Origin of the sequence: Arthrobacter pascens (assembly GCF_030815585.1) — a bacterium.
Classification (GTDB): Bacteria; Actinomycetota; Actinomycetes; order Actinomycetales; family Micrococcaceae; genus Arthrobacter; species Arthrobacter pascens_A.
Window position 1 is genome coordinate 2,381,589 of the sequence record NZ_JAUSWY010000001.1, and the last position, 22,008, is coordinate 2,403,596.

16 protein-coding genes and 1 pseudogene are annotated in these 22,008 nt (G+C 61.5%); 8 read left to right on the forward strand and 9 right to left on the reverse strand.

Going from position 1 to position 22,008, the window contains the following annotated elements; translation table 11 throughout:
• Positions 1-235: 235 nt before the first annotated feature.
• A complete protein-coding gene (locus QFZ30_RS11040) occupies positions 236-1,798 on the forward strand; it encodes a Re/Si-specific NAD(P)(+) transhydrogenase subunit alpha (protein WP_307076142.1) in 1,563 nt (520 codons plus the stop codon).
• Positions 1,795-3,270 (forward strand): Re/Si-specific NAD(P)(+) transhydrogenase subunit beta, encoded by a 1,476-nt coding sequence (gene pntB / locus QFZ30_RS11045; RefSeq protein WP_373462838.1) that lies wholly within the window; start codon positions 1,795-1,797, stop codon positions 3,268-3,270. The genes QFZ30_RS11040 and pntB overlap by 4 nt, the downstream gene beginning before the upstream one ends.
• Positions 3,271-4,268: 998 nt before the next feature.
• Here pntB and QFZ30_RS11050 read toward each other — a convergent pair.
• Positions 4,269-4,715, reverse strand: a complete 447-nt coding sequence (locus QFZ30_RS11050) for a MarR family winged helix-turn-helix transcriptional regulator (RefSeq protein WP_307076144.1) — start codon at positions 4,713-4,715, stop codon at positions 4,269-4,271.
• 159 nt (positions 4,716-4,874) lie between these two features.
• On the opposite strand from QFZ30_RS11050, the gene QFZ30_RS11055 reads away from it, so the two are divergent.
• Together QFZ30_RS11055 and QFZ30_RS11060 are read left to right on the forward strand one after the other, a co-directional pair.
• Positions 4,875-6,095 carry an MFS transporter gene (locus QFZ30_RS11055; protein ID WP_307076146.1) on the forward strand — a complete coding sequence of 407 codons (1,221 nt, stop codon included), beginning with the start codon at positions 4,875-4,877 and terminating at the stop codon, positions 6,093-6,095.
• A 42-nt stretch (positions 6,096-6,137) separates the two neighbouring features.
• Positions 6,138-6,965: an aldo/keto reductase gene (locus QFZ30_RS11060; protein ID WP_307076148.1), complete on the forward strand. Its 828-nt coding sequence runs from the start codon at positions 6,138-6,140 to the stop codon at positions 6,963-6,965.
• A gap of 338 nt (positions 6,966-7,303) precedes the next feature.
• On the opposite strand, the gene QFZ30_RS11065 is transcribed toward QFZ30_RS11060, so the two are convergent.
• From QFZ30_RS11065 to QFZ30_RS11080, 4 genes are all read right to left on the reverse strand, one after another.
• The gene (locus QFZ30_RS11065) at positions 7,304-7,555 is read right to left on the reverse strand and encodes a helix-turn-helix domain-containing protein (protein WP_307076150.1); all 252 of its coding nucleotides are present in this window, start codon (positions 7,553-7,555) and stop codon (positions 7,304-7,306) included.
• A 449-nt stretch (positions 7,556-8,004) separates the two neighbouring features.
• A complete protein-coding gene (locus tag QFZ30_RS11070; protein ID WP_307076152.1) occupies positions 8,005-9,276 on the reverse strand; it encodes a hypothetical protein in 1,272 nt (423 codons plus the stop codon).
• A gap of 6 nt (positions 9,277-9,282) precedes the next feature.
• Positions 9,283-10,227 (reverse strand): TIGR02391 family protein, encoded by a 945-nt coding sequence (locus QFZ30_RS11075; protein ID WP_307076154.1) that lies wholly within the window; start codon positions 10,225-10,227, stop codon positions 9,283-9,285.
• A gap of 834 nt (positions 10,228-11,061) precedes the next feature.
• Positions 11,062-11,424 carry a hypothetical protein gene (locus QFZ30_RS11080; protein WP_307076156.1) on the reverse strand — a complete coding sequence of 121 codons (363 nt, stop codon included), beginning with the start codon at positions 11,422-11,424 and terminating at the stop codon, positions 11,062-11,064.
• Here QFZ30_RS11080 and QFZ30_RS11085 point away from each other — a divergent pair.
• The 4 genes from QFZ30_RS11085 (at position 11,423) to QFZ30_RS11100 (ending at position 19,557) form a co-directional block, all read left to right on the forward strand.
• Complete coding sequence (locus QFZ30_RS11085; protein ID WP_307076158.1) at positions 11,423-12,457, forward strand: DUF4192 domain-containing protein; 1,035 nt, start codon at positions 11,423-11,425, stop codon at positions 12,455-12,457. The two genes, QFZ30_RS11080 and QFZ30_RS11085, sit on opposite strands and share 2 nt — an antisense overlap.
• Before the next feature lie 835 nt (positions 12,458-13,292).
• A complete protein-coding gene (mobF, locus tag QFZ30_RS11090; RefSeq protein ID WP_307076160.1) occupies positions 13,293-16,868 on the forward strand; it encodes a MobF family relaxase in 3,576 nt (1,191 codons plus the stop codon).
• A gap of 1,288 nt (positions 16,869-18,156) precedes the next feature.
• A complete protein-coding gene (locus tag QFZ30_RS11095) occupies positions 18,157-18,825 on the forward strand; it encodes a hypothetical protein (RefSeq protein ID WP_307076162.1) in 669 nt (222 codons plus the stop codon).
• A 129-nt stretch (positions 18,826-18,954) separates the two neighbouring features.
• Positions 18,955-19,557 (forward strand): P-loop ATPase, Sll1717 family, encoded by a 603-nt coding sequence (locus tag QFZ30_RS11100; protein ID WP_307076164.1) that lies wholly within the window; start codon positions 18,955-18,957, stop codon positions 19,555-19,557.
• Positions 19,558-19,715: 158 nt separating this feature from the next.
• Here the strand turns inward: QFZ30_RS11100 and QFZ30_RS11105 are convergent, their stop codons facing one another.
• The 4 genes and pseudogenes from QFZ30_RS11105 to QFZ30_RS11115 form a co-directional block, all read right to left on the reverse strand.
• Positions 19,716-20,228, reverse strand: coding sequence for a single-stranded DNA-binding protein (locus tag QFZ30_RS11105; RefSeq protein WP_307076166.1), 513 nt, complete (start codon positions 20,226-20,228; stop codon positions 19,716-19,718).
• A gap of 58 nt (positions 20,229-20,286) precedes the next feature.
• Positions 20,287-20,760, reverse strand: a complete 474-nt coding sequence (locus QFZ30_RS11110) for an ImmA/IrrE family metallo-endopeptidase (RefSeq protein WP_307076168.1) — start codon at positions 20,758-20,760, stop codon at positions 20,287-20,289.
• A 336-nt stretch (positions 20,761-21,096) separates the two neighbouring features.
• Positions 21,097-21,438, reverse strand: a pseudogene (locus tag QFZ30_RS22005) (ArdC family protein); the annotation flags it as partial.
• An 88-nt stretch (positions 21,439-21,526) separates the two neighbouring features.
• Positions 21,527-21,898, reverse strand: a complete 372-nt coding sequence (locus QFZ30_RS11115) for a hypothetical protein (protein ID WP_307076170.1) — start codon at positions 21,896-21,898, stop codon at positions 21,527-21,529.
• Between the last annotated feature and the right edge of the window lie 110 nt (positions 21,899-22,008).

A 22,008-nucleotide genomic window follows, 5' to 3' on the forward strand; every position in this document is an offset into this window, starting at 1 on the left:
TTGGGAAACGTCTTCACGATGACCACGGATGCCACCGAGCCACTAGCCGCCATGAACTGCGAACTCCCTCAGGCTTCGGGACGCCTCCTTTTTTGTGAGCACAGCGATGGTGCTAATGCATCCGCCGCCAGCACCGCCACCCGATGGCCTGTTCCTGTGGATCAGTACCAACGCGTCTGGATACCTGGCGCCGGCAAACCACGGCATTGAATGAAATGAGAGAGGGAAACACAACATGACCTGTATCGGGATCGTAGCCGAATTAGGCGTTGAAACAAGAGTGGCGGGGACTCCCGTCACGGTCAGACAACTGGTGGAGCTGGGCTACGACGTCGTGGTCGAGAAGGGCGCTGGGGAGTCATCGTCCTTCCCTGACGACTCCTACATCCAGGCAGGGGCGGCGATTGTGGGCGCCGACGAGGCTTGGGGCAGTGAAGTAGTGCTGAGAATCAATCCGCCCACGGTGGAAGAGATCGGCCGCCTGGCCGACGGGGCGACGCTGATCGGAATGCTGAGCCCGGGTCTGCGGCCGGAGCTGGTGGAGGCACTGGCGGCACGGCCGATCACGGCGCTGGCGTTGGATGCGGTGCCGCGGATCTCTCGGGCGCAGTCGATGGACGTGCTCAGTTCCATGGCGAACATCGCCGGGTACCGGGCTGTGATTGAGGCAGCACACGAATTCGGCCGGTTTTTCACCGGGCAGGTGACCGCGGCGGGCAAAGTTCCGCCGGCGAAAGTGCTGGTCGCCGGAGCCGGGGTCGCGGGTCTGGCAGCGATCGGGGCAGCGAGCAGTCTCGGTGCGATCGTGCGCGCGACGGACCCACGGCCTGAGGTCGCTGATCAGGTGAAGTCCATCGGCGGGACATATCTCAAGGTTGAGGTCGAGGAGGAGATGAAGTCCTCCGACGGGTACGCCAAGGCCACGTCCAAGGCATACAACCGTCGCGCGGCGGAGATCTACTCCGAACAGGCCGCCGATGTGGACATCATTATCACCACGGCCCTGATCCCGGGGCGTCCTGCGCCGAAGCTGCTCACGGCCGAAGATGTAGCCGGTATGAAGCCGGGCAGCGTGATCGTTGACATGGCCGCCGGGCAGGGCGGGAACGTGGAAGGCTCCATCGCCGGGGAACGGGTGGTCACGGACAACGGTGTGGTGATCCTGGGTTACACAGACCTTCCTGGCCGGCTACCGGCCCAGGCGTCCCAGCTGTACGGGACCAACCTGGTGAACCTGCTCAAGCTCCTGACCCCGGACAAAGACGGAGTCCTGACCATCGATTTCGACGACGTGGTCCAGCGCTCCGTGGCCGTTGTCCGGGAGGGTGAGAAGACCTGGCCGCCGCCCCCCGTTCAGGTCTCCGCCGCCCCGGCGGCCCAGACCCAAGCCACAGGTGCCGGGGCATCCGCTGCCGGTACGGCAGCGAAGAAGACCGGGATCAGCCCTGCCGGTAAGGCAGGGCTCTTCGCAGCGGGGATCGCGGTGCTGTTCGGGATCAATGCGGTGGCTCCGGCGCCGCTGCCGCAGCACTTCACAGTCCTGATGCTCTCGATCGTGGTCGGGTTCTACGTCATCGGGAAAGTCCATCACGCCCTGCACACCCCGCTGATGTCCGTGACCAACGCGATCTCCGGAATCATCGTGGTCGGCGCCGTGCTGCAGTTCACCTCGGACAACGTCGTCATGCAGGTCCTCGCCGCCGTCGCCGTGCTGCTCGCCAGCATCAACATCTTCGGCGGCTTCGGTGTCACCCGGCGGATGCTTGCGATGTTCTCGGCCGGGAAGGCACGTTCATGAGCGCCGCCACCGAACCAGCAGCAGAAATTATATCGAGGAGCCTTACCGTGTCTGACACCGTCTCCGGTCCGTTGACCGCCGACTCCATCGCCGGCGCCGCCTATATCGTCGCGGCCCTGCTGTTTATCCTTAGCCTCGCCGGGCTGAGCAAACACGAGAAAGCCCGTGCCGGGGTCGTCTACGGCATCGCCGGGATGGTCATCGCCCTCGCCGCAACAGTCTGGCTGACCCTTCAGGAAGCTTCGGACACCGGCCAAAGCCTGACAGGTTTGGTCCTGCTCCTGGCGGCGGTGCTGGTTGGCGGGGCCATCGGACTCTGGCGCGCACGGGTCGTGGAAATGACCGGGATGCCCGAGCTGATCGCGCTGCTGCACAGCTTCGTGGGTCTCGCCGCGGTCTTGGTCGGTTGGAACGGGCACCTCGAAGCCCCCGGGTTGTCTGCGGACCTGACGGCAATCCACCACGCCGAGGTGTTTATCGGCGTGTTCATCGGCGCAGTCACCTTCACTGGCTCGATCGTGGCGTTCCTGAAACTCTCGGCCCGGATGAAGTCCTCACCGCTGATGCTGCCTGGCAAAAACGCGATCAACCTTGGCGCACTCGCCGCGTTCATCGCCCTGACCGTCTGGTACGTCAACGACTCCCAGCTCTGGCTCCTGGTTGTCGTCACCGTTCTGGCCCTCGGGTTGGGCTGGCATCTGGTTGCCTCCATCGGCGGGGGCGACATGCCCGTCGTTGTGTCCATGCTCAACAGCTACTCCGGCTGGGCCGCCGCAGCCGCGGGCTTCCTGCTCAACAACGATCTGCTGATCATCACCGGCGCCCTGGTCGGCTCTTCCGGCGCTTACCTGTCCTACATCATGTGCAAAGCCATGAACCGGTCCTTCATCTCTGTCATCGCCGGCGGCTTTGGCATCGCCGCCCCCAGCGCTGCCAACGCAGAGTACGGTGAGCACCGCGAAATCACTGCCCAGGCAACCGCGGACATGCTCACCAACGCCTCCAGTGTCGTCATCACCCCCGGTTACGGCATGGCCGTGGCCCGGGCGCAGTACCCCGTCGCCGAGCTCGCCCATCAGCTCCGCGAACGCGGCGTGGACGTCAGGTTCGGCATCCACCCCGTCGCCGGCCGCCTGCCCGGGCACATGAACGTGCTCCTCGCCGAAGCCAAAGTCCCCTACGACATCGTCCTCGAAATGGACGAAATCAACGAAGACCTCGGCGACACTTCGGTAGTCCTCGTCATCGGCGCCAACGACACCGTCAACCCCTCCGCCGCCGAAGACCCGTCCAGCCCCATCGCCGGCATGCCAGTACTCCGCGTCTGGGAAGCCGACAACGTCATCGTCTTCAAACGATCCATGGCCGCCGGCTACGCCGGCGTCCAAAACCCCCTGTTCTTCCGCGACAACTCCCAAATGCTCTTCGGCGACGCCAAACAACGCGTCGAAGACATCCTCCGCGCCTTCTAACAGAGGACACCCCCGGGGCCCTTTGCTGGTCCACCACAAGGCCCCGCGGGCACTGGTTCGGGTTCCACAGCCAGACCCGTTTAGCGATGAAGAAGAGAGAAGAGACCATGCCCAGAGGCCGAGTTCCTCCCAATAGCCGTGTTCAAGAGGTGTTCCGATCCGGCGTACCGGATCGGAACCCCGGCGCAGAAGAAACACGAGCACCGCGAGAGGCCTTCAACATCGACGAACTTACTGCATCCCCCTGGATTGGTCTTCATCACAGGCATGAGTTCTTACTCCACTGCAGGCATGAGCTGTTGGAGCAACATCTTAAGTACTGATGCTCCAGGACGAACCGGCCCAAACTCAACACCAGCGCCGGAGCCCCATGGAAATGCCAGATGTCCCCGATCTTTGGATTAACCTGCCCTTCACGTGCCCCACACCTCGAACACGTCTACCTAGGTTTCTAACAGCAACGATCCACTCCCGAAACCGGCCAGCGCCACTCCCCCTCCCTTAGGAGCTGGCCGGTTTTCGCCTTCCTTTATGACACTCACAAGAACGATTGGGTGTCGACGTCATTCGCTTCTCAGCACTAGAGACCAGGCCCGAAATCATCACGATCCTGGCAGTAGAGGATTTGCGGATGCGTCTAGCGACGTCGAGTCCATTCATGTCAGGAAGGCCCACAGCGAGGGTGATCAGGGCCAGGTCCAGTGCCCGGGATGCGCTGAACGCACCGGCACCGGTCGCTTCAGAATGCACCTCGAAAGCGGCACGGGAGAGGATCAGACAACAACCCACGGGTATCCGGATCGTCCTCAACAACCAGGCAAACGGCGCGTGAATTAAAATCTCCCCAAGATCACCTCAATCCGCTCATGCTACCGCCCACCCCACTAAACCGGACAGGAAAGCCAGGGCAGCGTGGATGCGGTGGGCCGCCAAAACAAACACGAGTCGCTTCGGGGAGCGTGGAAGACATCGGTCTTGCGTCCTGGATGTTCCAGGGGTCAGGCGGCGTTTAGGCTAGGGAGTGCATTTACCAGCGGGGCCAGCTCGGGAATGCCCTGGGCTTGGGTCAGGGCGCGTTCCAAAGCGGCGTCATATGCGGGGCGGGCCTGCTCCAACAACTTAACGCCGTCCGCGGTGAGTTCGGTGTAGATTCCGCGGCGGTCATCGGCGCACAGAATCCGGATTAGCAGGCCGCGGTCCTCGAGCCGGTTAACCAGCCGCGTTGTGGCGCTCGCACTGAGGGCGGTCGCGCGGGCCAATTGCTGCATCCGCATGTGCCAGCCGTCCTGGCGGCTGAGCGCGTCCAGCACGGTGTGCTCCACCACGGATAGCTGCGCCGCGGCATGCAGGGCGTGTTCCAGCTCCGCCTCGATCAACCCGTGCAGAGCCGCAAGTGTGCGCCAGCCCTGCGCGCGGACCTCCACGGCGTCGTCCTTGATACCCATATTCTTGCTCCTTCAATCAGCCTGCTCCGCCACGGAAGGCGGCCGGCGCAAAGTAGTTGCTTGCGCGCTGTACCTGCTTGTGCAAGAATAAATACCGCGTCTGCAACTACAAGCTTACGCCGAATACACGCCCTGTGTACAGTTTATAAGGAGCATTCCATGCCTGTTGGCCTGATAGCACTCGCCCTTGGCGGGTTCGGGATCGGACTCACCGAGTTTGTGATCATGGGCTTGCTGCCCGAAGTTGCCGCTGACTTCCAGGTCAGCGAGGCCACCGCGGGCTGGCTGATCTCCGGCTATGCCCTCGCTGTCGTGGTCGGGGCCTTGCTCCTGACCGCAGCCATGACCCGCTTCGAGCGCAAGCCCGTGCTGGCCGTTCTGATGGTGCTCTTCATCGTCGGCAACCTCGTCTCGGCGCTGGCACCGGACTACTGGAGCATGATGGCCGGCCGCATCATCGCCGCTCTATCCCACGGCGCCTTCTTCGGCATCGGAACGGTAGTGGCCGCCAACATGGTAGCCCCCACCAAGAAGGCCGGCGCGATCGCCATCATGTTCACGGGGCTAACAGCCGCAAACGTGCTGGGTGTTCCCTTCGGAACGATGCTGGGCCAGGCGGCCGGCTGGCGCTCCACTTTTTGGGCCATCACAGGAATCGGCCTTCTGGCGCTGGTCGGCATCCTCACGCTCGTACCAAAAACGGGTTCAGGAGATGCAGCCCCTGGTGGTCTCCGAAGCGAGCTGCGCGCCTTCCGCTCAGGGCAGGTATGGCTTTCCATCCTGGTTACCGTACTCGGCTACGGCGGGATGTTCGGCGCCTTCACGTACATCGCGTTCACACTCACCGAGGTCAGCGGCTTCTCTGCCGGCACCGTGCCGTGGCTGCTGATCCTCTTCGGAGTCGGTCTCTTCATCGGTAACACGCTCGGAGGAAAGGCCGCGGACAAAAACGTGGACCGCACCCTGCTGGCCGTTCTCGCAGGCCTCGTCGTCGTGCTAGTCGTCTTCGCCTTGACAGCCGACAGCCAGCCGATGACCATCGCCTCCATGGTGCTGCTAGGCGGCTTCGGCTTCGCCACCGTCCCCGGCCTGCAGATGCGCGTCATGAAATACGCCGACAACGCCCCCACCCTGGCCTCCGGCGCCAACATCGGCGCCTTCAACGTAGGAAACGCGCTCGGCGCCTGGCTCGGCGGAATCACCATCACCGCCGGCCTAGGCTACACCTCACCCATCTGGGCCGGAGCCGGCACCACCCTCCTAGGACTCGCAGTCATGGCCCTCGCCGCAGCAGGCGCCAAACGGATCAAAACCCTCAAGCACGCCCAGGTTCCGGCCACGGGAACCGAACAGACCGCCCCAGAGCCCGCCGTCCGCTAACCACAGCCCTTCCCTTCACTCAAGCCAACTTCAGGAGACATCATGACCACCATCCCCACCGTCACTCTCAATAACGGCGTCCAGATGCCGCAACTCGGCTTCGGCGTGTTCCAAGTGTCCGACGACGACACCAGCGCCGCGGTCAGCACTGCTCTCGCCGCCGGCTACCGGAGCATCGACACCGCCGCCATCTACGGCAACGAGGCCGGCACCGGCCGCGCGCTGGCAGAATCAGGGATCGCCCGCAACGAACTGTTCATCACATCCAAACTCTGGATTGATGACCTCGGATACGACGCCACCCTGGCAGCGTACGAGACCAGCCTGAACAACCTCGGCCTCGACTACCTGGATCTCTACCTCATCCACTGGCCAGCCCCGGGCACCAACCTCTACCTCGAGGCCTGGCGGGCACTTGAGAAGCTGCTCTTAGACGGACGCATAAGGGCAATCGGCGTCTCCAACTTCCAGCCCGACCACCTCGAAAAGATCATTGAACTAGGGGGAACCGTGCCGGTCGTGAACCAAGTGGAACTCCACCCTGCCCTGCAGCAGCATGATGTCAGGGCCTTCAACACCGCCAACGGCATCGCCACCGAGGCCTGGAGCCCGCTCGCGCAGGGCGCCCTCCTCGATGATCCGACCGTCACCGGAATCGCCACAGACCACGAAGTGTCACCCGCCCAGGTAATCCTCCGCTGGCACCTTCAGCAGGGACGCATAGTCATCCCCAAATCGGTCACACCCGAACGAATCCGCCAGAACCTGGACCTCTTCGACTTCAACCTATCCGCAGACGAGCTGGCAACCATAGACAGCCTCGAGAAGGACGGCCGCACCGGCCCTCACCCGGCCGAATTCAACGGGTAGACGCAAGACCGCCGGGTGTCCCATTTCCAAGGAACCGGGACACTCCTGGCGGGCCACCCCGTTACGGCGCACGCATGTCCGGAGGATACTCGGCACCTGGGCCCGCGACTACATCGACGCCAAGAATCCCCTGCTCCGCCCCATCGAGGTTCCCGTCCTGGCAGACTATCGCGATGAAGACCTTGTGCCGTTTCTCGACGGCTGGAGCCCACACGGACCGCATGGTATGTGGTAGAAACGTCGGCGCTATGAGTATGCGCCGATTCTGCCAGTTCCCGGCCCTTCCAGGCACTGCGCCAGTTCAACGAGCCAAAGACAGCTCGGCGAGCATTCAGCCATCAGACTTCTTCGGTCGGCGTCTCATCAAGGTCGCCAGCCGCAATTCGTTCTGCCGTTTTCCTGTATGCGTCGTCGATGTAATCCTGCAGATCATCGGTCCCGATCCGCCAGATGTTCCTTCCGCCCAACTGAAAGCCACGCAGTTCGCCGCTCTTCAGCAGGCCGCGTACCAGGGGTTGGCCGATGTTCAGTTCCGTCGCTACCTGATCAATGGTCAGGAAACGCGGAGATGGCTTGTTCTCTTCGGGCATGGATCCATCGTATGTGTCCATGCGTCCCGGTTCCGGAGGCAGAAACTGCAGTATGTGGCTAACCTGCTCGCCCACGGCGAGCCTTGGCAGCAGCTCGGAGCCAGGTTCGTGCAGGTGCTGCATCCGCGCGATGAACGCCGCCCGTGTTTGAAGGCAGGTCGGCCACCGCTGACATGCAGGTTCGCGAACGAGGAAGAGCTCATCGACGGCGACAGGGGACGTTCATGGGTGCCCTGCCGGCGCTGTAAGGGATCGCGCCGGGCCACCAACGCGAAAAACGCAGCCGTGAACAGCGTCGTATGTTGCTCAGTTCCAACTGATGGTTCCTTGCTCGGCTATGCTGAACGGCACCATTCCCCCACGTCTCTCAACGATGCGCACTTGGGGGATCCTCTTCCAGAGACAGTCGTTTACCGGCAGATACCGGCCACCGTGGTCCCCCATCGCCATCAGAGCGGGTAGTCCTTGGCATCGGGCCAAGGCTCTTTCCAGTCTCGGTTCTGCGGGTGGCTCGATAGCCACTGGCGAATGTTGATCAGGACTTCATCGACGTCGTGCAGAAGGTCCCGCTGCTTGCGGATGAAGGTGTGGTCCGTCACGTTGGTGCGCAGGGCGTGGGCGGGCTTCTGGCGCGCCGCGCGGATCGCGCGTAGGGGTTTCAGCGCCCACTTCACAGCATCCGCCTTCACATGGTTCATCGTCATGAACAGCTCAAGCCGACCGAGGGTGCCCAGACGGTCCCCTCTCTCGTTCACGTGCGGAACCTTGGCCTTGTCGAGTGCAGCGCCGTCGATGTTGTCCGACAGGAGCTTGTCGAACGAGTGAATGAAGTGGTCCCACTCCCGCTGGTCGGCCCGGAGGATCCACCCGAAGTCCTCAGGCAGCTCGTGCGAACGGAAGAGACGCGCGCCCCACACGTTCTCGAACAGATCGCTGATGGCTTTGAGCTCCTGGGCGAGCCGGGCGAACGGTCCCATGCCTTCTGGCCAGTGGCCCATCTGTGAGCCGTACCAGACGGGATGAGGGTCGATCCCTTCCAGGTCAACCTGGAAACTCGCCCAGCGCTGCTGGTGCTCAGGTGTCAAGTCGTCCAAGTCGCCGTAGAAGGCCGCGACGCGTCGGACGATTGGGGCATCCGCGACCTCTGGGTCGTATTGGCGCATGTCGTAGGCGAAGCCGAGGTGCATAAGTCCGACTTTGTCCTTCTTCGGTTCGTCCTTGTTGTCGTATGCCTCGTCGGACAGCCAGAAGTTGATGCCGAAGTCGCTCATGCCGAACCTGAAGCGGGCGTCGTTGCGGTAGCCCTCGAGCACATCCGGGCTGAAGAAAGCGAGCTCCAATGTAGACCGGCCACGCGCCATGGCCCTGGCGAACGGGGCATCTTCGAATTTCTTGGGCAGCTTCAACCGCTTCAGCGCCCTCGCCTTGGGGTAGAGGCAGACCCCGTAGTCGTCGTCGGAGAGCCCACGAAGCTCTTCGATCTGCTGGGCGACGGTCCTTCGCGAAGGCCAGGGACGGATGTGGATGTTCATGTAGTCGCTCGGGCCCACGACTTCGATCAGGCCGGCAACTACCAGTTCTATCGCTGTCTCGATCTCGTCGCCTGAGTTTCGGGTGGTGCTGACATGCAGCCCGTTGAAGTCCCGCGACTCCATGTAGCGCCGCTTCACCTTCTTCAGCAACTCGCGCGCAGACGTGGAGAGGTCGTCTTTTGCAGCCATGCCGATCTAGCCGTTTTCCCTGGTCATAACCTGGCTGGGTTCGACTGCAGGCTGTGGTGACACCTGCTCGGCCTCAGAGGCGGTCGCGCCATCGACTGACACAACCACACACCGGTCCACGAACTTGGCGAGAACGCTCAGCGTCGCTAGTTGTTCGATGCCGTCTTGCTCGGTGAAGTCCTCTGCAACGTGCGTCGCCGGGTTCCGGATCACCATGTTCACCCCCGGGGCGAAGCTCAGCAGTCCAGCCTGCATGGTCTTGACGTCCTGGTCACCCGAGTCGCCGGGCCAGCGCAGGCGGGGCTTACCCTCCTGAGGGTCGGCGATAGCGAACGCCTGCTGCCACAGAGAAGTGTCGCTCGCGTTGTTCCGATCGGTGAGCTGCTTCATTTGGCCGCTGACGGCTTCCGCGGAGGCCGCAACTGCTGGCCGCAGGTGACCGTCGTTCCAGAGACGTTGGGCCGCAGCCCACACCAAAGGGTGCAAGAGCGAGGGCTCGATCGTCGGCGACGAGAGCGCCTCGGCCTTCGCCTGGAGACCTTCCAGCCGACCTGCGCCCTGGAGGCAGAGGCCTCGGAGGACAGGAGCGTCGAGCAGAGGCTTCGGCTCGAGCATCCGCTGCCAGTTCACGAAGGGGTCGAGCACCCCGACTCCCTGGACTACGAGTCGGACGTTCGTGACGCTGCTGAGATCCATGAGCGCGCCGGCGAGACGGTTCAGCTCATCAGTGAGAACTTGGACGCGTGCCTTGTCAGCGCTGTCCTTCGGCAGGACAGCTGGAGCGATCCCCACGGCCATAGCCCCGAAGCCGGAGTTCTCGACATGGTGCGTCATGAACTCCTCGAACGTCCTCGAGAACTCGTCGAGGCGCTTCGCCAGGAATTCTAAGTACTCGCTGTTCGTCCGGACGTCCATGTCTCCCCCTGATTCAGTCGTGGCGTTCGCGCCCAAGTCGTCTATTGTCGTGGATCGGTCACCTGCCACAAGTCTGCCGGAATTGCGCCGACTCTCACGAACTGGTGGCTGTGCGTGCCGCACTGGAGCACGTGTTGTTCGTGGAGGTCGAGTTTCCGGCACCGCTCTCACACATAGTCACTTAAGGGCATACCCCCGGCGGAGTGTGTGCATCAGTCTGGTGATGTGCTCGTAAACGAGCGAAAAGCGAGCTTCAGATCGGTGCCAGCACGCCAATATCGCCCTCGCCACCACATGCTCATGTGTTGGCGATCTCCGGCACTGCGATGGAGTTGCCGGCTCCGCAATGTCGCGCTGAATCTGGCCGACCTGGAATGGATCCTCGCACCCCTCCCCCAGCTGGCCGAGCTCGGCCGCCGGGTCGGCGCGAGCGAGCACGCCCTCTCCCGGCTGACCCGCGACGAGCTCGGCATGACCTACACCGTGTGGCGCAACCAGCTCCGACTGCACTTGACGACCCTGATGCTCGCTGGGGGCCGAGTCTCACCTGTGCAGATTGAGGGCACGAACCGTAGGCAGGATCGGCTGATCAACGCCTTAAGAGACCGTCGCAGTTTTCGTTAAAATCTCTCGCCGTCCGCAAGCCCTCCGGCCCGCCATCAGCCCGAAGAGGGCCTCGACCGCTGGTGGACGCCGCCGGGGCGGGATCTGATCACGCATTCCTCGTCGCCGCCTGGTATGTTCCAGCGCGGTCGAGCCCGCAAGGGCTGCGGCCACATGCCGACGGGCTGCTTATTGCCTGCACCTGATCAGGCGGTATCGGATAAGGGCATCGGCGGGCAGAGAGCCCTGCGGTAGTTCCCCAAAGATTTACGGAAGGTCCGTTATCGGCGTTTGAAAAGCCCCCACACGTGGGGGAACCGCACCCAGCTTCGACATGGAAAAGAGGCAAAGAACTTCAATGCCGGGGACGGATTGAATCATGTTGCGAAATTCCAGTATCTCCATGAATTGACGGGAAGCAATCTTGCTTTTGTCATTCTGAAAATCCATCATCGTTGGGCCGGTCCGGCGCACGATCCCAGCCTCAATGGCTGAGCACGCTGGCGCCGTTTGCTTGATTACCGAATTTCTTGATGGCATCTCCTGTCCGTCGATCTCCTTTTCAGGATGCCCTAACCATCCCGCGGCCGGGCGTAGCGCCCGCACTGCGTTCAAAGGGAGAAGGAACATGGAAGCACTCACCATCAAAACCCCCGCCGATGTCCTCAGTTTCGTTGGACATACTCTCGGCTTCTGGCCCAAGGAGAGTCTGGTCTGCATCACGCTCGACAAGAAGAATATCGTCGGGGCCACACTACGAGTGGATCTGCCCAAGACCGACGGCGGACTCTTCACTTACGCCCAAACAGTCGCCGGCTACATCACGAATGATGCGAATGCGTCAACGGTCCTTTTTGCTGTGTATACGTCAAAACCTTTGGAGTCTGGTGCGGAGAAACCGCATGCTCGCACCGTCGCTGCCCTGACTGGCGCGCTGGCCCAACAAGGTATCTCCATCCGGGACGGATTACTTGTCGGAGACGACGCGTGCTTGCCATACGACGGCAACTACTTGAGCAGCCCGTCCATCCCCCTGGCCGCAACCCAGTCCAGCGAAATCAACGCCGAATTCGTGTACCGCGGGAGCCAAATCGAGCCTCGCGGCATCACGCTCCCTGCCTCAACCAAAGAAACCTTGACGACCGACGCAGTCCTGGACCGGATGGAAGAAATTCGAGGCCTCCCTAGCCCCGAAGCGTTGGACCAGGCCCGCAGCCTCTGGGCGTCCATGCTGCACGGGAAGACTTATCCCACTGACGAGGAGACCGTCAGTCTGATCGCCAACTTCCAGTTCGCCGCGATCCGCGATCGACTCATGGCGGACATCCCAGGAATCGACGAACCGATGGTCCAGGTTCTCCTTGCCCAGACCCAGGGCAAACCACAATGGTCCAGGGTTGAATGGGCGCAGCAATTGCTCATACACGCCTATACGCACAGCAGCACCCAACACTCAGCAGCTTTGTTGACCGCCGTCGGATACATCAACTGGTGGGAAGGCCGAGGCAGCAAGGCCCATCAATTCCTGCAGCTCGCCCTCGAGGCAGACCCCGCCTATAGGCTGGCCCGGCTCAGCGACCAAATGGTCGCACATGGAATGCTTGCGCCGTGGAGCGCTGACAGGGACAAGGCGTTCGGACCGCGAGGGCTCGAAGCCTCCTAACCGCAGGCTTTCAGCGCCACATTTCACAGAACCGTCGACTCGCCGTCGGCGGTTCTTCTTTGCCTCCGTGTCCGGGCACCTTCAGCGGCCTTTGCCCATGAAGCCAGTCCCCCGAATTCTCATACGGTCCGCGCACACGGTCACAGGCGCCCAGAAAGCGCGCCGGTTCACTTGCCCGGCCCCCAGTGAAAGTCTCATCAGCGCCTTCACACCTCTGGCATCCAAGGCCGCCGCCGTGTGCACCGACTCAGGCCAAGTCATGTTGCAGTCAGACGCCGAGTTGATGAATGAACGTGAAGAGGAAGATTTGCCAGGAATGCCGCGTCGGCTTCGAAGCGTCCCGCAAAACGCAGCGGTTTTGCTGCACGCGCTGCGCCGACAGACAGCGGGACCGACGACGGCGGAAACGGAACAAGGGAGTGGTCGTTGGCGCCAATGAATCCTCACCAGCAGAGTCCCCAAGGCGCCAAGAAGCTCAGCGCACTCCCCAACCCGCCATCGAACCACGCGCGAGCAGTCGACAAACCAATGCGACAACCAAACGCTGCCAACTAGCCATGGATGCACTTCAGACACAATTGCGGTCCCAATCCTTGGACCTGGACCGCCTTGAAGCTGACAACGCAGAGCAACAGGCGCGCATAAGCGTCCTCCAAGGGGAACTCGCCCGCCTTAAGAGGGCACAGCGAACTAATGTCCAGGATCTAGCCCACGTCGCAGCAAGGGTGGTAGCTGTCACCCAAGCAAAGCAGGTGCCACTGGACACCAAGACGATAGAAATTCTCCGCCGTCGAGGTTGGATCTCAAACAAGCGCCGAGCGGAGGCAAGAGGGCGATGACCATGTCCATCGCCCGGCTCTCCGCTCAGACGGGCCTGAAGTACCTCTTCAAGACAACGATGATGGACGACGTCACCGTCACTCCCCCGGACGCCACGACTTACTACATGAAGGCGGGGACGCCCCAAGGCAGGTGGCTTGGTTCAGGCCTCAGCGGCATTAACCGCGCCACCGGAGACGTCGTCACGGAGACCGATGCCAAAGCGCTTTTCGACCACGCCGTCCACCCGGACACCGGCGTCCCCTTAGGCCAGCCACATGGTCAACCCACCATCGTTCAATCCAGCCAAGGCCAAACAACCAAGCGCCACGCCGTTGTCGGATTCGACCTGACCTTCAGCGCCCCAAAGTCAGTTTCGGTCCTCTGGGCCCTTAGCCCCCGCACCATGCAGGACCAGATCCTGCAAACGCACCACGAAGCCGTTGCAGCCACCCTTCGTTGGCTCGAGGAGAACGTCATCCACACGCGAGCGGGGCGTAACGGTATCGCCCGCATCGGCACGAAGGGCGCCATCGCTGCTGCGTTTGACCACTGGGAATCGCGGGCCGGAGACCCACAACTGCACACCCACTTAGTCATCGCCAACCGCGTTCAGCGCATCACCGACGGCGCTTGGGTCACCTTGGACTCCCGGACCCTCTACAAAGCGGCCGTCGCGGCCAGCGAGCACTACAACGGACTCCTCTTCGATGCCCTGCACCGGAACCTCGGGACCGACGCGGAGATCCGGAAACCGGCAGCCAACACACACAACCCAACCCAACAGCTCATCGGCGTCGACGACGAACTGATCCGAGAATTCTCCAACCGCTCCCGGCTCATCGACCTGGAAACCGACCGTCTCGTGGCCGCTTGGACCGAGGAACATGGTAAACGTCCAAGCGCTACTACAACAGTGAAGCTGAGGCAGCAGGCGACGCTCTCAACGCGAGCGCCTAAAGCTGAGGCAGTCGCCCCGCTTCGCGTGCTCTCTCGACAGTGGCAGGCACGCGCCATCGCGAGGGGCTTCGAGCCTGGCCGCATTCTCCTCGAGACGGTACGACGCTCGCAAACCTCACCATTTCGCAGCAGTGACTTCACCGCGGACTGGGTGGAAGCCGTTGCCTCCATTACCAAGGATCGTGTGGCGGCCAAACGCTCCACCTGGAACCGTTGGAATCTACTGGCCGAGGCCGAACGGGTTTGCGCCGCAGTCCGCTGCCAAACTCCCGGGGACCGCAACAGCCTGATCGATGCCATTGCTACGGCCGCTGGGATGCAGTCCGTCCCCCTCAATGAGTGCCGATACCGCGTCGACGCGGACGCGGCGCCTGACCTGCGCCTCGGTAAGCAGAGCGTCTTTGATTTTCATGGCGCACGACTTTACACCGACGCCAAAACCCTCGCCGCTGAGGACGTCATTATGCAAGCAAGGAACGACGACGGCGGCCCTGCCGTGCGCGCCACCGTCACCATGGACGCGCTCGCCAACTACAGGCATCACGGCCTCTTTGAACTGCACGCGGACCAGCGCTCCGCGGCTGCCGAGGTTCTGCTGAGCGGGAACCGGCTCGACGCCGTCGTGGGGCCGGCCGGCACGGGCAAAACCACCACCCTCGGGGCTGTAAAGGCCGCGTGGGAATCAGAGTTTGGTGCAGGCAGCGTCGTCGGATTAGCTCCGGCGGCGGCGAGCGCCGAGGTTCTCGGACGGGAACTGACCATGGACACGGAAAACGTCGCCAAGTGGCTCTATGAATCCGTGGGTCAAGGGGCCAGTTATCGAGCGTCGCGTTTTTTCGAGATGGAGCGCCGCCTCGACGCCGAGGCGAATCCCCTTAGCTTCCGACGAACGCGTCTGGCTCAAGAAACAGCTCGGTTGGCAGCGGAACAGAACAGGTGGCGTTTTCATGCGAACCAGCTTGTCGTCGTCGATGAAGCCTCAATGGTGTCCACGATTCAGCTCTCCGCATTGGTATCTCAGGCACGAGACGCCGGGGCCAAGATCCTCCTAGTGGGCGACCCTGCCCAGCTGGATGCCATCGACGCGGGCGGCATCCTTGGCTGGCTGGACCGGCAAGGAAAAGCGGCGAGGCTGAGTACGATTTGGCGGTTTGAGCAGAGGTGGGAACGAGAGGCGTCGCTAAAGCTTCGCTCAGGCGATTCCGCTGCCATCGCCGTCTACGATCAGCAGGGACGCATCCGGCACGGTTCCTATGTCAATATGGTCGATCAGGCCTATGTGAACTGGCAATCCGATATCCAATCCGGAAACTCGTCCATCCTCATAGCAGCAGACAATGACACAGTCGGCATCCTCAACGAACGTGCCCAGGCCGATCTGGTGATCCAGGGTGTCGTGGACGCGGAGCAGACTGTCCTGCTCAGCGACGGGCTGCGTGCCGGCCGGGGTGACACGATCATCGTCCGCCACAACGACCGCACCGTCTGGGACAGCAACGGTGACTTCATTCGCAACGGAACCATGTTCGACGTCGGACGCGTCGCCAAGCGCGACGGCTCCCTCGTGGCTGTCCGCAGGGATACAGGAGGGGTTGTTACCTTGTATCGCGACTATGTTCAGTCCGCGGTTGAGTTGGGGTATGCCACAACGGCACACCGTTCCCAGGGCCTCACGGTGGACACCGGCCACACGGTCGTCACACAGGGGCGGCTCACCCGTGAACTCCTGTATGTGGCCATGACCCGGGGGCGCATCGGTAATCACGCATACGTCAGCCAGAACGATCCCCTCGATCACGATCCTTTGGACCCGTCGGTGCAACCGTCGTGGCGCGAGATCTTGGGTGAGGTCCTCGCTGCAGAAGGTGCTGAGCGCACTGCCCATGAGGTCCGCGAGGCCGAACATTCCAAAGCCGATAGCTTGCAGCGGCTTGGCGCCGAGTACGACTACCTTGCCCAGATCGCGGCCGGTGAGCACCTGGCTGAGTTCCTTCAGTCCGGTGCGCCCGAGCGGATCAAGGAGATCCTGCAATCTCCCTCGTGGGGTGCGACTGTTGCAGCCTGGCGCCGCTGCTCTCCAATCAGCCGTCCAAGCGCCCAGCGAGTTGTGCTCGAAACGTTGGAATCAAGCTTGTCGGCTAGAGATCTTGCGTCTGTCCTTCACTCCCGACTTCGGGGACTTCTCTCTCGCTTGCCTTCAGATGGATTCACAACGATTCCTGAGGTTCTTCACCCGAGCCGCTCCGATCTGAGAGACATGATTCGCCAAGTGGCAGAACGAATGCAGCGTCGGGCAGACGATGTCGCGGAAGCCGCATTGCTTCATGAGACCGAATGGAAGCGAGACCTTCTACAGTCCCTCGGACAGGAGACAGAGCCCGAAGAAGCTAGACGTCTTGTTCGCGAAGTCGCTATCTTCCGAGATACGTGGGGGGTCGAAGACTCTCCGCTTGCGCTCGGACCAGTGGCGCCGGACTACGAATGGGAACAGCAAGCGCAGCGGGCGAGCATCGAGCGTCAAATGTCTCAGGCCGCCCCCCTCGCTTCAGCCGGATCTCAGCAGCCAGGGGCATGGATGAAGACGCCGAGTCAGTGCGAGCCAAGTCTCATCAATGTCGGATGGCAGCTCTAAACTGGGCAGCGAAAGGAACCCATGACCTCGAACCCAGTCCTCAAGCCCAGGTTGGCGACACCCGCGCTGATATTGGCCACTGCGACGGTCTTGATTGCCGCCGGCTACTTCCTGACAACCTTGAGCACCCGTGTGCCCGTTGACGCGGTCCTGATGGTTGGTGCGCTTGCCGCCCTGTCGGCGGTTGCCCTGGGGGCCGTGTGGCTCGCTCGGCTTCGCCGCCGCCGCGCTTGGATGGCGGCCGCCGAACAAAAGTGGCACGACTTCGACGACGCCAGGCGAAACCATGGGACGACCACTGAAATCACGGTTCTCAGTGTCGACGCTCTGGAACCCACTGGATCCTGGATCACTATCAACTGGGACCGTTTCGATCACGTTCAACATGCATGGATCGAAGCTTTGCCGGATCCGATCTGGCCCGGATCCGTTCTGTTGATTTCGCCGGACCCGGCCCAGGTCCAGCCAGGTTTGCCGTGGCCGCAAATGTACTACATCAGGAGCTCTGACACGCATGCATGGGCTCCGCGCGCAGACCCGATCAGGAAACTTGGGAAGTTTCCACATCGGGCTGACCGTCCGCGTAGCTTTCGGAATTAGTGTCCGAGACATGCAGGACCAAACGGTGGCGAATACTCGCTTACACACGCACTGGACGAGGTGGCCGCCTGGCCTCTCATGGAGCAGGACGATTACCCCGGCTTACGGTGACAAGGTGAAGTATTCCGGAAAATCTAGCGTCTAGGACAGGGCAAGCATCATCTACAACTCCCCGGTCAGGGGGAGGGAATCCCAGAGGACGCCACCGCTACATGCCGGGGTTCCGGTTCGCGGAGGAACGAATTGTCGATCGGTACCACGTCAAATTGACAAGCGTTTGGGATGGCCGCCGATCCTCATCACTGGTCCCGTGGGCACAAACAACCCCTTACGTCATCGACCTGATCGTGGCACTGAGCCTGAGACCAACAGAAGCATAGCCTCTCTGCCGGAGCTGGGATTGCTCGAGCTGCAACGCACCAACAAGTTCTCTTTTCCTCAGTGACAGGCTCACCCAGGCGCCCCGCATGCGTTGCCAGGCCGGTGCTCAAGCCCTGTGTTCGCTCCCAACGTCCGAGGATGACAGAAGACCTTTCCAAGACGGATGCTCGCAACGTGAGTTCCGTGAGCCCTGAGCCACGGAAAACCCCTCACATTCGGGCGAGGGAAAGACAAGTGCTTGGCCTAGAAATATAGACGTAGATGACACTCAAGGGCGCTGTTTGCGTTTCCCGGCTATGCTGGCGTCATGTTTGGTCGGCAGCCGTTGCAGGACTCCAAGTTGGAGATTCTTTTGTCAGACCTGAAGAGTCGGCAAGAAGAAATACATCATCGCCTCAATCAGGAAAGCAGCAGTTACCTCGCTCTTTTTGCCGTCTTTGTTGGCACGGTTGGAGCTCTCGCAGCCGCTTCAACGTGGGCGAGCTCAGTTCCGTTGGAGCTGCAAGCGTATCTACCCGCCGTCTGCCTGCTGTTCGCATTGACACTCCTGTGGCTCCCTGTCAACGAAGCACATCAGCAACTCAATATCCGTCTATTGGCGGTGTACATCAGCGAGCGGCTTGTTCCTGAAATCCGACAGCATTCGGCGATCGCAGAAAAGAAGGCCGGCAGAGTGCCGCCGAAAGAAGGCTCGCCGCTTCTGAGCTGGGAATCCTACCGTAACGAACGCTTCCTGTCCGTTAAACTCTCTAACGTTCCTTTGTTGATCGCCGTAATTTGCCGCTCCGCTGTTCCGTACGGGCCCTTCTTAGCAGCTTTTGCTTATTACAGCACCATCCCGACACGGTTGACTGAAGGTTCGGGGTTTCTCCTGGAGGTTGTCCTTCTACTGTTGATAGGGGCCGCTTTAGTGACGACTCTGGGCATCATACTAATGCTGGCTTTCGACCGCCGATTTCAGGTGCGCCCTGACTGAGTAGTTGCTTTGGGCGCAGGTTTCTTAGGAACAGCGCGGTCATACCTTGGGCGAGGCCGAACTGCTGGTCAGCGAGTTCGTAGATTTAATGCGCCAGAAACTTCGGCCGCTTCGTAGTAGGTTTTTGACATGAAAGCTCTGGGCCGGGGCGCGGGTCAACAGCGGCCGTTTAGCCGCGCTACTGCCTCCATTCCGGAGCCATCATCCTGGGTGTGGGAAACGTTCTTCTACTCCGAGGTGTCAGGACTCCCAACGAAGGAATACCTGTCACGAACTGTGCTTCCCCGGCCTCGAGATATCGTCTATTTCTACAATGCCGCCGTCGGCCGCGCCATTGATCGACGAAACGAAAGGGTTCTGGAAGGAGACTTCCTGTCGGCCGAGGAGACGTATTCAAGGTACGCCTACGAAGCATTGCTAGTTGAAAATGGTGTCACCATCCCGGAGATGGAAGATGCTCTATTCGGTTTCCTGGGTTGCAACCACGTCCTCAGGGTTAAGGACGCCCAACTGGCCATAGGTTCAGCAGGCGTTGTCGAGCACCGTATACGCCCTATCCTCGACAAGCTGATCTCGATGTCATTCTTGGGCATTGAGATTAAGCCTGGAGTGTTCCATTTTCCAGAGGTCGGAAGTGACTTCCAACGAAGCGTGAGGTTGCCTTTCTCCAGCCATCCGGGGATGACCAGAGGCTTAAGGTTCATCCAGCTTTTAAAACTTCTTGGCAGTTGACGCGAAAGACGACGTGCAGCAAGCAACCTGACGTGGCCACTTCGATAACAGCGTGTGACAGGCATTCCGCCTCCTGAGCCGCTGAAAATTGACTCAATGCATGGTGCAGACCCACCCCGTGGACGCGGTGGGTCTCCCCCATTGAGACTGCTGAGTGTTCACCAGCTCATCTCATTCCCCGTTGTCGCGACAAAAGGGGGCACCACAACCGGGCCCTTCGTCGACACGTTGTAGGCAGGGGCAGAAGTGGCGCCGACCACGGGCGTCTGAGGGCCGGCGTCGACTTGGGCATCCGGACGTGCATCTGTTGTGCGTGATGATCGCTGATAGATCACGGTTCCGAATCGAAGGTCGGGCCCGATGGTATCCGCAATAATCCGGCGTGCTTCGCGCCGTTCTCCGTCTTTCTCGTACGCACGGAACTCAAGCTCGCCCGCCACGTTGACGGGGTCACCCTTCTTCAATGAATTGGCAACATTCTCTGCGAGCGCCCGGAAGGCCGAAACGTTGTGGAAGACTGGTTCGCCGTCTTGCCAGGTGCCGTCTGCTCCCTGGACTCGCTGGTTCACCGCGACGCGCAGCTTGGCATGAGCAACGCCGCTTTCTCCAATGGTGAGCTCAGGATCGGCGACGAGGTTACCCGTGATGCTTACTGGGATTTTCGTGCTCATTCTTCTTTCCTTTCTGTGTTGAGCGGGTCTCTCCCGCTCATCAGTGTTGCGATTATGGCTATGGGCCAGCCATCACAGGCCCATCAGGCTTCACCCCGGGGCCGGCACCGGCGTACGTCGCCGCCGGAGTGGCCCGAAGGTCCGCTTCAGGGCCGGCAATCTTCCCCCCGAATCCTGGCGGATGCGTCAGTTCCAGGATCCCCTTCGTCGCAGCAGTGACCCGCCCGAGGACTGACTTGGCTACATCCACGCGGGACGTGGGGTGTCGGCTGTACATGTCCTGTTCGAACGCTGCCCGCTGAACTTGAATCACGGTTTCTGCCCATCCCGACAGGTACAGCGCCGATTGGTCCCCGCGGTCAATTCCGTGGGCCCGCAGAACGGTGTACGCGACGGATTCGGCTTCGATTTCAGCAAGTCCGCGGTGGTCTGCGCTGCTGCCGTACTGTTTGCCCGTCTCGTCTTCAGGGCCGTGAAGCATCACATGCCCCAACTCGTGTGCCAGTACTGCAACCCGGTCTTCGGTGTTCATCCAAGCTCCCACCTCGATCCGATGCTGCGAGAAGTCAGTGAAACCACTGGCGAGACCGTGCTGAGCGTCAGAGAGATGCAATTCGAAACCATGCCGTCGAGCCACGTTGGCGAGTGACTCCCACAACTCCGGAGCACTAACTGCACTCTCTGTTCCACCGCGGGGCACCAGGAGCGGCCTGCCCTGCGTTTGTGAGACATCAAAAACCGCCTGCCCACGCCAGCCGGTGATGATTGTCTTCTTCCCACCATCAGCACCGCCCCGCGGCCAACTATCTCCAACTGGAATACGCTGCCGGGCACCGTCGGGCATGACCACCTCTTGCACACGAGCTGTTCGAGGCGCGATCACCCACAACGCGTGCTCACCCTTCAAGACTCGCCGGCCGTGCCGGTCCCACTCCCTGTACCCAGCAACGAGGCTGGGCTCCTCCGTACCACGCTGGGCCATCTGCATCATGAGCAAGGCAACGTTCCCGCCCGAGTACCGCCACAGAGTTGCCGAAGCGTCCAAGAGCACCTGCCACTGGGACGGTGACTCCACAGCTTGCTCGAGGTGGGCATGAAGCCCTTCAGTCAGTGCAGCAATACGCTCCTCGGGGGTCATCCGCGTCTTGCCGAGTTCCTCCATCCCTGGGGTAGAACCCAGCAGAAAAGTGCCATGTACGTCCTCAGACATCGGAGCCACGACAGCCACCTCCACGCTTCTAAGCTCCACCAATCGGCGGATACCTATTCATGTCCTAAGGGGCGCCCACAGCATGACTTCAGAAATCAGCCCCCAGCTGATGCGGTTCCGCCTGCCACTCCAGAAGGGCAGGATCATCCGTCGAGAGAATCCGTCGCGGTGGTTCTTTGTGCGCCTGAAGACCAACGCAACCAGCCGCCCGGCAGTGCGTTCTGAGACGCTCGACGGCGTGAGGCAGCCGCTCGTGGAGGGCCAGCGGTCCGAACCCGGAGTCGTCTGCTGCGTAAGAGGCGAGCTCAGCCCTCTGGAGGGCATACAGCTCAGCCACAATCTCAGGGTGACGCCACCAGCAATCGGGAACCACCGACGTCGTGAGCTGGTACGTGGCGACGAACCACCTCACCCACACTGCCAAGGCACGCCAGGCGCTTTCAGACTGCTGGGCGTCCATGTCCCGCCATCTGTATGTCACGCCAGACGTACCCCCGGGGGGACGGAATGCCGAGCGGAATAGTTGCGCGGTTAGCTCGTCGTCGTCCCCTCCAACTGATGGGATTTCAA

Coding starts and splice junctions, on each gene's coding strand:
- QFZ30_RS11040 (WP_307076142.1), top strand. CDS start 236: ATGACCTGTATCGGGATCGTAGCCGAATTAGGCGTTGAAACAAGAGTG.
- pntB (WP_373462838.1), top strand. CDS start 1,795: ATGAGCGCCGCCACCGAACCAGCAGCAGAAATTATATCGAGGAGCCTT.
- QFZ30_RS11050 (WP_307076144.1), bottom strand. CDS start 4,715: ATGGGTATCAAGGACGACGCCGTGGAGGTCCGCGCGCAGGGCTGGCGC.
- QFZ30_RS11055 (WP_307076146.1), top strand. CDS start 4,875: ATGCCTGTTGGCCTGATAGCACTCGCCCTTGGCGGGTTCGGGATCGGA.
- QFZ30_RS11060 (WP_307076148.1), top strand. CDS start 6,138: ATGACCACCATCCCCACCGTCACTCTCAATAACGGCGTCCAGATGCCG.
- QFZ30_RS11065 (WP_307076150.1), bottom strand. CDS start 7,555: ATGCCCGAAGAGAACAAGCCATCTCCGCGTTTCCTGACCATTGATCAG.
- QFZ30_RS11070 (WP_307076152.1), bottom strand. CDS start 9,276: ATGGCTGCAAAAGACGACCTCTCCACGTCTGCGCGCGAGTTGCTGAAG.
- QFZ30_RS11085 (WP_307076158.1), top strand. CDS start 11,423: ATGGAAGCACTCACCATCAAAACCCCCGCCGATGTCCTCAGTTTCGTT.
- QFZ30_RS11080 (WP_307076156.1), bottom strand. CDS start 11,424: ATGTTCCTTCTCCCTTTGAACGCAGTGCGGGCGCTACGCCCGGCCGCG.
- mobF (WP_307076160.1), top strand. CDS start 13,293: ATGACCATGTCCATCGCCCGGCTCTCCGCTCAGACGGGCCTGAAGTAC.
- QFZ30_RS11095 (WP_307076162.1), top strand. CDS start 18,157: ATGTTTGGTCGGCAGCCGTTGCAGGACTCCAAGTTGGAGATTCTTTTG.
- QFZ30_RS11100 (WP_307076164.1), top strand. CDS start 18,955: ATGAAAGCTCTGGGCCGGGGCGCGGGTCAACAGCGGCCGTTTAGCCGC.
- QFZ30_RS11105 (WP_307076166.1), bottom strand. CDS start 20,228: ATGAGCACGAAAATCCCAGTAAGCATCACGGGTAACCTCGTCGCCGAT.
- QFZ30_RS11110 (WP_307076168.1), bottom strand. CDS start 20,760: ATGAACACCGAAGACCGGGTTGCAGTACTGGCACACGAGTTGGGGCAT.
- QFZ30_RS11115 (WP_307076170.1), bottom strand. CDS start 21,898: ATGGACGCCCAGCAGTCTGAAAGCGCCTGGCGTGCCTTGGCAGTGTGG.